Origin of the sequence: Mycobacterium shimoidei (assembly GCF_900417275.1) — a bacterium.
GTDB classification, from domain to species: Bacteria; Actinomycetota; Actinomycetes; order Mycobacteriales; family Mycobacteriaceae; genus Mycobacterium; species Mycobacterium shimoidei.
The window spans coordinates 2636653-2647319 of the sequence record NZ_UEGW01000001.1 but is presented as its reverse complement, the minus strand read 5'-3'; the positions used below and the strand labels follow the sequence as shown (position 1 = coordinate 2647319).

General features: G+C 63.3%; 9 protein-coding genes. 2 read left to right on the top strand and 7 right to left on the bottom strand.

All coding sequences use genetic code 11. The annotated features are described in order from the left end of the window. The first annotated feature begins 3 nt into the window (after window positions 1-3). Both MSP7336_RS12950 and MSP7336_RS12945 read left to right on the top strand, forming a co-directional pair. Window positions 4-1575 carry a class I adenylate-forming enzyme family protein gene (locus MSP7336_RS12950; RefSeq protein ID WP_113963851.1) on the top strand — a complete coding sequence of 524 codons (1572 nt, stop codon included), beginning with the start codon at window positions 4-6 and terminating at the stop codon, window positions 1573-1575. After that, entirely contained in the window at window positions 1568-3094 is a 1527-nt protein-coding gene (locus MSP7336_RS12945) for a class I adenylate-forming enzyme family protein (RefSeq protein ID WP_113963850.1), read from the top strand. The genes MSP7336_RS12950 and MSP7336_RS12945 overlap by 8 nt, the downstream gene beginning before the upstream one ends. 81 nt (window positions 3095-3175) lie before the next feature. Here MSP7336_RS12945 and MSP7336_RS12940 read toward each other — a convergent pair whose 3' ends face one another. From MSP7336_RS12940 to MSP7336_RS12910, 7 genes are all read right to left on the bottom strand, one after another. Beyond that, window positions 3176-3664 carry a hypothetical protein gene (locus MSP7336_RS12940; RefSeq protein WP_084226297.1) on the bottom strand — a complete coding sequence of 163 codons (489 nt, stop codon included), beginning with the start codon at window positions 3662-3664 and terminating at the stop codon, window positions 3176-3178. Window positions 3665-3817: 153 nt separating this feature from the next. Next, complete coding sequence (locus MSP7336_RS12935; RefSeq protein ID WP_181786730.1) at window positions 3818-5449, bottom strand: alpha/beta hydrolase; 1632 nt, start codon at window positions 5447-5449, stop codon at window positions 3818-3820. 42 nt (window positions 5450-5491) lie between these two features. Then, window positions 5492-5806, bottom strand: coding sequence for a PE domain-containing protein (locus tag MSP7336_RS12930; RefSeq protein ID WP_244917547.1), 315 nt, complete (start codon window positions 5804-5806; stop codon window positions 5492-5494). Between the two features lie 521 nt (window positions 5807-6327). Next, window positions 6328-7041, bottom strand: a complete 714-nt coding sequence (locus tag MSP7336_RS12925) for a GntR family transcriptional regulator (RefSeq protein WP_113963847.1) — start codon at window positions 7039-7041, stop codon at window positions 6328-6330. Window position 7042: 1 nt separating this feature from the next. Then, window positions 7043-8236, bottom strand: coding sequence for an acyl-CoA dehydrogenase family protein (locus MSP7336_RS12920; protein ID WP_113963846.1), 1194 nt, complete (start codon window positions 8234-8236; stop codon window positions 7043-7045). A 12-nt stretch (window positions 8237-8248) separates the two neighbouring features. After that, complete coding sequence (locus MSP7336_RS12915; RefSeq protein ID WP_113963845.1) at window positions 8249-9436, bottom strand: CoA transferase; 1188 nt, start codon at window positions 9434-9436, stop codon at window positions 8249-8251. Window positions 9437-9438: 2 nt separating this feature from the next. Then, window positions 9439-10656 (bottom strand): acetyl-CoA C-acetyltransferase, encoded by a 1218-nt coding sequence (locus tag MSP7336_RS12910; RefSeq protein ID WP_113963844.1) that lies wholly within the window; start codon window positions 10654-10656, stop codon window positions 9439-9441. Window positions 10657-10667: the final 11 nt, after the last annotated feature.

The window sequence follows — 10667 nt, the reverse complement described above, 5'->3', positions numbered from 1 at the left end:
TCCATGTCAGGTGAGTCGCTGACGGTAGGCGCCGTTCTGCACCGGCAAGCGAGGTCCAGAGCCGATCACCCGGTGTTGGTCTGCGACGACGAACGTATCAGTTACTCCGAGGCGCAGCGACGTTCGGCGCTGCTGGCCCGCGGACTCATCGCGCTCGGTGCCGGCAAGGGAAGCCATGTCGGCCTGCTCTACCCCAACGGGGCGGCTTTTGTCGTCGCGATGCTTGCGGCGGCCCGGATCGGCGCGCTCGTCATTCCGTTCTCCACCTTTCTCACCGCGCGGGAGCTGCGCGAGCAACTGGTCGACAGCGATGTGCAAATTTTGCTTGCCGCCCGTTCTTTTCGATCCCACGACTACGTGCAGCGACTAGCCGAAGCGTTGTCGGACCCCGACTTCGCCTCGAAAGACCGGATGTTCAATGCCAGTGTGCCGCAGCTGCGTCATGTGCTGACCGAACCCGACCGGGTGTACCGGCTCGCCGAGTCGGTCGACGAGTCGCTGTTGGCCGCATTGGAAGACGACGTCGACGACTCCGACCCGCTGGCGATCGTCTACACCTCGGGTACGGCGAGCGCCCCGAAGGGGGTGGTCCACACCCACGGGGCGCTGTTGGCTCATCAGCAGAACCTCAACGAGATTCGCGGTCTAGTCGCCGAGGACAAGCTTTTCTGCAACTCACCGTTCTTCTGGATCGGCGGATTTGCCTTCGGGCTACTCGCCACCCTGGTCGCCGGTTCGACGTTGGTGTGCTCCAACGCTTCCGATGCGGCGCGAACGCTCGATCTGCTGGAGGCCGAACGCCCCACCGTCACCAACGGTTTTGTGGCCGGCATCGCCGATTTGGTGCGCCATCCGAGCTTTCCCGACCGAGACCTGTCGTCGATGCGAAGGGGTAACCTCTATCCGCTGTTGGCGCCAGAGGTGCGGCCTGCCGACCCTGAGTTGCGGCACAACATGTTAGGCCTCACCGAAGCGGGAAGCGTGGTGTTGATCAGCGGCGACGAGTCCGATCAACCCGAGTATCGGCGCGGATCGTTCGGCAAGCCGGCGCCCGGTTTCGAGACCAAGATCGTCGATCCGGAAACCGGGGTGCCGGTCGAGACCGGCGAGCTGGGTGAGCTCTGCATCCGCGGCCCCTATGTGATGCAGCGCTATTACAAGCGCAGCCGCGAAGAGTGTTTCGATGCCGATGGCTGGTTTCGCACCGGCGACCTGGTGGCCGCCGACCGCGACGGATTCATGTATTTCGTTCGCCGTCGCGGCGCCATGATCAAGACCGCAGGTGCCAATGTCTCACCGGCCGAGGTGGAGAAGGCGATCAGCAACGTCACCGACGGCGCTGCGGCGCATGTGTTCGGTATCCCCGACCCGGATCGCGGGGAGCTGGTGGCTGCCGTGGTCGTCGTCGATAACGGCAAGCCGTTCGACGAAGATGCGCTTCGCCAGGCACTCAAAGCCGAGCTTTCGGCGTACAAGATTCCAAAACAGATTGCGGCCTTATCGCCGGCCGATGTGCCGCTGCTGCCCAGCGGCAAGGTCGACCTGCGGCGATTACGAAAGATCTTCGATGCCTGAGGGCACCGTCGACGCGGTAGTGCGGTCTCGGGCCGCCGAGTATGGTGCGAAACCCGCAGTGATCGACCCCACGGGGCGCCTTAGCTACCACGAACTCGATTCGAGCACACACGAATTGGCCGCGGCGCTGATCGAAGCGGGCGTCGTCAAAGGCAGCCGAGTCGGGCTGATCATGCCCAACAGTGTTCGCTGGGTGCAGATTGCTATCGCGGTGACCCGCGTCGGCGGAGTATTGGTTCCGTTGAGCACCCTGCTTCGGCCCCCGGAATTGCGGGAGCAGCTTCGGGTCGCGGCGGTGCAGTTCCTCATCGGAGTAGAAGAATTCCGCGGTCACCGGTATCTCGACGAGTTGCAGGATGATCAGCTTCCCGCGCTGCGCCACGTGTGGGCCGCCGACCGGCTGACACCGGCCACAGCCAGCGAGGCCGCCACCAGAATCGTCGACCCGCTCACCGGGACAGTGACACCCGCCGATCCGTTGGTCATCATGTTCACGTCGGGAAGCAGCGGAGCGCCCAAAGGCGTGCTGCATTCGCATGGCAGTGCATTAGGTGCCGTGCAATCGGGTCTCGCGGACCGGTGCATCGACTCGGAAACCCGGCTGTATCTGCCGATGCCGTTCTTCTGGGTGGGCGGTTTCGGCGGCGGCGTGCTCTCGGCGTTGCTTGCCGGCGCCACCCTGGTCACCGAGGAAATTCCGCAGCCGCAAACCACTTTGCAGCTGCTGGAACGCGAACGTGTGACGCTGTTTCGGGGCTGGCCGGAGCAGGCCGATGCGTTTGCACGTCATGCCGGTGCTACGGATCTGTCGGCACTGCGACCGGGAAGCTTGGAGGCACTGCTGCCTGAGGCGCTGCGCGCCGAACCGGGAGCGCGCGCCACGTTGTTCGGCATGACCGAGACGTTTGGTCCCTACTGTGGCTACCGCGCCGATACCGATATGCCGCGATCCGCCTGGGGTAGCTGCGGTAAGCCGTTTCCTGGAATGGAGGTTCGCGTGGCCGATCCCGAAACGGGGCAGCCGGTCCCGCCGGGAACCGTCGGCATGATCCAGGTCCGCGGGCCGCACACACTGCGCGGGATCTGTTGGCGCAGTCGCGAGGAACTGTTCACCGTCGACGGCTACTACCCCACCGGCGACCTGGGCCGCGTTGATGACGACGGGTTTTTGTTCTACCACGGCAGATCCGACGACATGTTCAAGGTGAGCGGCGCCACCGTCTATCCCGGTGAGGTAGAACGGGCATTGCGGGCCATCGACGGCGTCGATTCCGCATTCGTCACCAAGGTGACTGGTGCACAAGGTGATCGCGTGGGTGCGGTCGTGGTGTGCGACCCGACCGTAATGACCGTAGAGCGACTCCGCGAGCAGTCGCGCGCACTGCTGAGCGCTTTCAAGGTACCGGCCGTGTGGCTGCTGGTCGACTCCGACGACGCAATTCCGCGCGGACCTACCGGTAAGGTCGACGCCCGTCGATTGCGGTCAATGCTGGCCGAGGTAAAGGCCGTGACGGACTAGACGCATTGGCGAAGAACCGAAGACCAGAGGTCAATTGCTATGCGCTGCAGTAATTTACAAGCGCTGGTTAACCGAGTGCTTTCATTCGGCCCGTATGACCATTGGAATCGAAATGTCGTCACTGACCAGATCACCGGGAAAACAGGGCGAGATGGCAGAAACGGTTGGCCCAACCCCGTCGACGGCGCCGATGACGATTTGTAGCCTATAGCCGTCTGGGGCATAGCCAAATCGGTTGGGTGTACGAAATCCGTCGCGTTCGATGACATACCAGCCCCAGCTCCGCCAGATATCGCCAGTCTGGGTAACGATCTTGTGCGGATCGGTGCTGGCTGGGAGTTTGAGTTCTCGGACGGTGTTGAAGTCATGGGGCGCGCTGGGGCTGGTGTCGTTGTCATCACAGGGATGGTTGTAGCCCGGCCCGGCATAACCGGTTGCGTCAAGTACCGCTCCTGCCGGCAGGGCTCGCAAGGTCTTCTTCAAGTATTCGAGTACTTTCTCTTGCGCTTCCTGCTGGCTCTTGGGAGTTACGGGCTCTAGTTTCCAACCCGGGGGTGGTGGAGATGTCATCGGTGGTCCTTCAACAATAGTTGGTCCGGATGGGGTGGGCGGTGCTACGGGCGCCTGTCTGTGATCACAACCAACAACGAACCATGTGAACAGGATGGCAACCGCGACGATGCGCCTGTGAGATTGGGACGCGAAAATATTCATTAGTGTGCCTTAACGTGCCTGTCCAATTACGTAAGGCGGTGGCACGTGTGCGATAACGCTTCCCATGTTGGCCAGTGCGGGATTGCCCAGGTCCCAGTAGCTGCTGTGGGCCGGGATGCTAGGCAACCCCCCAGGCCAGGTGGGTCCAGGCGCGGCTTCCAATCGAGTGGCACCGAAATTCGGTGCCATCGGGTCCCCGCCGAGCGTCCACTCGGTCGCGATTCGACCCAAGCCGATGATGTCGTTTTGCGCGCGCATAGCGTAGACATGAGCTCCGGGATCGAGGCTCAACTCGGCAGCGTGGTCGACAAGCACGCCCGGGCTGCCCACCGCGATAATGTTGTTGGCGTCGAGGTGATGCCCACCAGATGCGGCCGCACCAACGAGCGTAGAACCGTAGCTGTGGCCGATCACGGTATCGACCGAGGGCGACCCGACATGTGAGGCTCGCTGGCCGCTCTCGAACGCATCCAAAGCACTTGCACCCGCAAGAGCAGCGTCAGGATGCCGCGCCTCGAAAACGTCCATTGGGCGGTCATAGCCCATCCATGTCGTCACCGCGACCGTTTGGCGCGGATCCGCATCGTGCGCAGCGTTGTACATAGCCGTCGCCTTGGCATCAGCACCGCCGATGGTCGGGAGATCTTGACCCGTTCCCGGTACGAAGATGGCATTGCGAGTTGCCATGTCAGGGTTTCCAATCGCTATGGCGGCATGGCCCTGGTCGTCGATGAGCCCGAGGTAGCGCTGGGGTCCCTTCTTATTCAATTCTGCCTGCACGGCGTTGTAGCCATCGAGGTCATGTTTGGCCGCGGCGAGTTGGGGCAGCAAGGCGTGCAGTTGCGCAGCACTATCGTGATTGCCCATGTAAGCCTGACGGGCGAGCTCGTCGGCCTGCCTTTGAAGCCGGTCGACATTCGCTTGGGCTTGTTGGCGAAGTTCGGTCAGATGCAGCTGGTTGTAGTGGTTTTTGCCTAATTGGTCCGAAGGATCCCAGGGCATGCCCGGGTGATTGCCGATGTTGCGGTCCTGCCTGTAGAGCTGGTCTTTTTGCTCGCGGGTCAGACTTTGCCACCAATCGTGGAATTGCTTGGGATCTTCTGGGACCGACCTGGATGGCCCGTCAACAGATGGTGTGAGTGGCACCTCGCGTCCGTTGGACGCAGGTCGCACGGTTATTGGGCTGGCGGGTGGCTTGCCAAGCCGGGCTGCCCCAGCCTGGACAAGTTCGACGTTCTCAGCGTGCGTTTGTTTGACGAGGCTTTTTATGAAGAAGTCTTTCTGCTCTGCTGTTGCCTGCGCATCATTCGCAACCCGATTGATCAGCTTCTGAGCGTTTTCGACGTTTTCGATGATTTGCTGCTTGGTGCTGATGACCACGCTGGCTGAATCGCGGTAAAGCTTGGCCGCGGCCGCCGAGCCCTGCACATGGGCTTGCAGCGCGGCAATCTGCTGCTGGTGTTTCGTGCGCGCAGCGTTTGCGGCCTGACCCGACCACGCATCATCGTCGAAGAGCCTCGTGCTGCCCCGCTGAAAGACCCACAGCTGATCGTCAACCGCCTTTTGGTCGGCGTCGAACGCCTGAGCGGCATCGAGCAGCGTAGTCTCGTCAACCTCGGGCCACGCTGGCGGCGCAGTCATCTCGTCGCCATATGGCCCACCGGGTCGATCGACGCCCATCGGTTAGCCCGCTGTGGGAAATCCGCACAGTTGCCGGTCGATCTTGCCGCCCAGCGGTTCATCGGTTCCGACATAGGCACGCGCGGCGGTCCCGAGTGCCCGTGCATAGGTGGTCGATTCTTCCTTGACCACTGGTCGATCCGCGACCAGAAGAGTAACAGTGCATGTCACGTGGGCGGCGATCGCCATCGACAACGGATCGGCCCCAGCGGGAGAGACCGGCCGCGGAATCGCTGGGATCGCGTTGGCCGCAGCCAGTAACTCTTGCCCAATGCCGGAAACAATTCCGGGCTTCACCCGCAAGTTAAGCAGCACCATCAGCACCCCCGCCCTGTAATACGTCGTGTGGCGAATATACCGCCCCGTCAGCCCCCTTTAGCGCACCAATTATGGCGAGAACCGAGAAGCGCGCTCACCTTTGCCAGCGGTTGGCCAAGTCAACCTCGGGTTGATCTAGATAAGAGAATGTCCACAACCGATACTCAGGCCGATCCGATGCGCTGCGTGTTCGGGGCAGATGTAGCAAGTCACCACTCATCGATTGTCACACTCCGTACCAGCGACCGCGGCAGTCTTGGTGACCGGACGAGCCCTGCGAAGTGCCCCGCACGCATGGGAGCGTTGAGCGGACGGCAGCACAGGGCGCGCAACAAAGCCCGGAGGTAGCGGACCGCTAGCGCTATCAGCCGGGTTGGACCAGCATTCGCTGATCAGCCCGAAGGCATCATTCTGGCTGATACACATGATCTGGCCATTACTGATTACGGCGCTGGCTTCGACTCCACCGCAACGGTATTGACGTCTCAACACCAATGGGTTGTGCTGCGTGGCACTCATAGTTAGCTCTGCGAACGCGTATTCCGCCGTGAATTCGGGCGCGTAGCGCCGTCGACCACCCCGTGCTCGATCAAGTGGGCGATCAGCGGGGCAGCGCCGGCGGCAAGGTGCTGCGACATGGCTTTGCGGGCAAGCTCGTCATCCCGGTTCTCCAGCGCGGCCAGCACCCGACGGTGGTCCTTGACCGACTGGTCCGGCCAGCCCGGGATAGTGGGAAACACCGATTCTGGGGCGTACCGGGTGATTTGAGACATCAGCTGGGCCAGCTTCGGAGAGTCTGCGGCAACATTGATCGCCCGGTGGAACTCATGGTTGAGACGGACCGTCCGCTCGTCGTCATCACCGGCATAGGCCTTTTCGAGTTGGGCCTGAATCTCCTTGAGCTCACGCAACTGTTCATCGTCGATGTTGAGCGCCGCCCGGGCAGCCAGTTCACCACCGACGTGTGCCTGCACGTTGGCGACGTCGGCGAGATCGCGTCCCGTCACCGGTAAGACGACGAAGCCACGGCGCGGCTGTTGCGCCAGTAGCCCCTCGGCGCGCAGTTCGAAAAGCGCCTCGCGCACCGGCGTGACGCTGATGCCCAGTTCCGCGGCGAGCTGATCCAACCGAACGTATTCGCCCGCAGAGTAGGTCCCGTCGAAGATCCGTTTGCGGACGTAGCGCGCGACATCCTCGGAAAGCTGCGGCCGTGCGGCGAAATCGGGGATGCTCACGTCACACCTTGTACTCGGCCAGCAGCCGCTTGCTGATGATCTGCTTTTGGATCTCGCTGGTTCCCTCACCGATGAGCAGGAACGGCGCGTCGCGCATCAGCCGCTCGATTTCGTATTCCTTGGAGTAGCCGTAGCCGCCGTGGATACGGAAGCTCTGCTGGGTGACCTCCGAGCAGTACTCGCTGGCCAGGTATTTCGCCATTCCGGCCGCGACGTCGTTGCGCTCGCCGGAGTCTTTCAGTCGCGCCGCGTTGACCATCATGAGGTGCGCGGCCTCGACTTTGGTGGCCATTTCCGCTAACTGGAACGCGATGGCCTGATGCTCGGCGATCGGCTTGCCGAAGGTATGGCGTTGCTGCGCATAGCGCACCGCCAATTCGAAGGCGCGTATCGCCACCCCGCAGGCCCGCGCCGAGACGTTGACCCGGCCCACTTCGATGCCGTCCATCATCTGATAGAAGCCCTGCCCCGGTGCTGCGCCCAGGATGTCGTCGGCTTGCGCCACATATCCGTCGAAGATGAACTCGGTGGTGTCGATTCCCTTGTAGCCCAGCTTGTCGATCTTGCCGGGTATCACCAAGCCCGGCGCCACCTCACCGAAGCCGACCGGCTTTTCGATAAGGAACGCCGTCAGGTTGCGGTGCGGCGTGTCCGCTCCCTCGTCGGTGCGAATCAACGCTGCCACCAATGTCGAACTGGCGCCGTTGGTCAGCCACATCTTCTGGCCATTGATGGTGTAGGTGCCGTCGGGATTGCGGGTCGCCCGGGTGCGGATCGCCGCGACATCCGAACCCAGTTCCGGCTCGGACATCGAGAAGGCTCCGCGGACCTCGCCGGTGGCCATCCGCGGCAGCAGCCGCTGCTTCTGCGCATCGGTACCGTGCTGGCGCAGCATGTAGGCCACGATGAAGTGGGTGTTGAGCACCCCGGAAATACTCATCCAGCCGCGCGCCAGCTCCTCGACGCACAGCGCATAGGTCAGCAGCGATTCGCCCAGCCCGCCGTATTCGGCGGGAATCATCAAGCCGAACAACCCCATTTCGCGCATCTGGTCGACGATGGGCTGCGGATAGGTGTCGGCGCGTTCGAACTCCGGCGCGTTGGGGATGACCTCTTTCTCGACGAATTGGCGTACCGTGGCGACGATCTCACTCTGGAACTCGGTAAGACCAACCGTCTGGGCTAGCTTGGTCATTGCGTACCTCTCTCAACCGGCGATCGTTTTTGAGGTTGTCAACCGCTCGATGTCGACTGCGTCCAGCCCCAATCGCTCAGTGAGGACGGCGACGGTGTCGCCGCCAAGTCTGGGCGCGGCCTGGGCGGCCGGGTGGCTGCCGTCCAGCGCAGCCGGCAATCCTGGCGCCAGATAGTCGCCGAGGCCGTCTTGGTGCAGCTGTGAAAACAGCGGATTCCCGGTTACGCGTTCGTCTTCGGCTACCTCGGCGAAGGTGCGGTAGCGCTCGAACAGCACGGTGGTGGCGGATAACGCCGCCGTGATCTCCTCGGCGGTGTGGTCGGCGAACCAGGTCGCGAACAACCCGGAGAGGATATCGCGGCAACGGTACCGCTCGCCCTCGGCGTTGAAGTCGGCGCCGAGCGCCTCGGCCAGCGCCGACACTGCGGCACCGGTTCCCGTCACCTCGACGAGGTCCCGAAAGTGCCTGCCGGTCAACGTGACAACCATGAACGCGATGCCGTCGCGGCTGGTGAAATCCTGGCCGTACTGACCATAGATCGCGTTTCCCAGGCGTTGACGCTCGGTGCCGTTCACCTGAGGCTCGGTCAACAAGCCCAGGTTGCCCGCGGTGGCCAGCGCGACATCTTCCAGCGCAAGACTGATCTGGGCGCCCACGCCGGACTGGTCGCGGCGGCGCACCGCGGCGACGACGGCGAGGGCGGCGTAGAGCCCGCAGCAGACATCCCAGGCCGGCAAGACGTGGTTGATCGGACCGGCATGGTTTGTGGGCCCGGTCACCAGCGGAAATCCGGTTGCGGCGTTGACGGTGTAGTCCACTCCGGTGGACCCGTCGCCGCGGCCGAGCAACTGCACATGGATGACGTCGGCGCGCAGGGCGGCCAGCTGCTCATGCGAGAGCCAGGACATGCCCGCAGCGTTGGTCACCACGATGCCGTCGCCCTCGACGATCAGCCGCTGCACCAAGTTCTGCCCTTCGGCCGAACGCAAATCAATAGTGGCCGAGCGCTTTCCCTTGTTCAGGCCGGTCCAGTAGATCGAGGTTCCGGTTGCGGACAGTGGCCAGCGGTGAACGTCAGCGGCGCCGCCTATCGGATCGACACGGATCACTTCGGCGCCCAACTGCCCCAACGTCATTCCGCACAGTGGCGCTGCCACGAAGCTGGACACTTCGACGACGGTGAGGTCGCGCAGCGGCATGTTCACTGCGCTGAGGCCCGTTCGAACACCGCGGCCAGGCCTTGCCCTCCTCCGATGCACATGGTCTCCAGGCCGAATCGCGCACCCCTGCGATGGAGCTCGCGTGCCAGCGTGGCGAGCATCCGGGCGCCCGTCGCGCCGACCGGGTGGCCCAGTGAAATGCCCGATCCGTGCACGTTGGTGCGCTCGCGGTCGGCGGCGGTGAACTTCCATTCCCGCATCACCGCGAGGGCTTGCGCGGCGAACGCCTCGTTGAGCTCGATCACATCGATGTCGCTCAGGCTCAGCCCGGCCTTACCAAGCGCAATCTCGGTTGCCGGCACGGGGCCGATACCCATCACGTTGGGTGCGACGGCCGCAACGCCCCACGACACCAGCCGCACCAAGGGCCGCAATCCCAGTTCGTCGGCCTTCTCCGGCGTTGTCACCACGCACATCGAGGCGGCATCATTCTGCCCACTGGAGTTCCCCGCCGTCACCGTCGCATCCGGATCCTTATCCAGCAGCACGGGTTTCAGCTTGCTCAACGACTCCACCGACGTGTCGGCGCGCGGATGCTCGTCGGTGTCGATCAGTTCCTCGCCCTGGCGGGTGGGCACAGCGACCGGAATGATTTCCTCGGCGAAGATACCGTCCTTTTGGGCGGCGATGGCCCGCTGATGGGATGCCACCGCAAGCTCGTCCTGCTCGATGCGGGAGATGTTGTACTGCCGGCGGAGGTTTTCCGCAGTCTCCAACATGCCGCCGGGCACCGGGTGGTGGCGACCGCCCGCGGTGGTGCGTCCACGGGCAAGACCGTCGTGCACCCGCACTCCGCTGCGTGCACCGCCCCAGCGCATGTCAGTCGAGTAGAAGATCACATTGCTCATGCTCTCCACGCCGCCGGCAATGACGAGATCATTGTCGCCGCTTGCGATCTGCAAGCACGCCTGAATGACGGCTTGCAGGCCCGACCCGCAGCGGCGGTCAACCTGCATCCCCGGCACCGTCACCGGCAGTCCCGCATCGAGCGCCACTACGCGTCCGATGGCCGGGGCCTCACTGCTGGGATAGCAGTGACCGAGAATGACGTCCTGCACCGACTCCGGTGAGATGCCGGTTCGCTTCAGCAATCCCTTGAGCGCAGCGACGCCGAGGTCAACAGCTGTCTGCGACTTGAGCATTCCCCCGTAGCGGCCGATCGGTGTGCGTACGGGTTCACAGATGACGGTTTGCCGCATTTGTTCAGCCT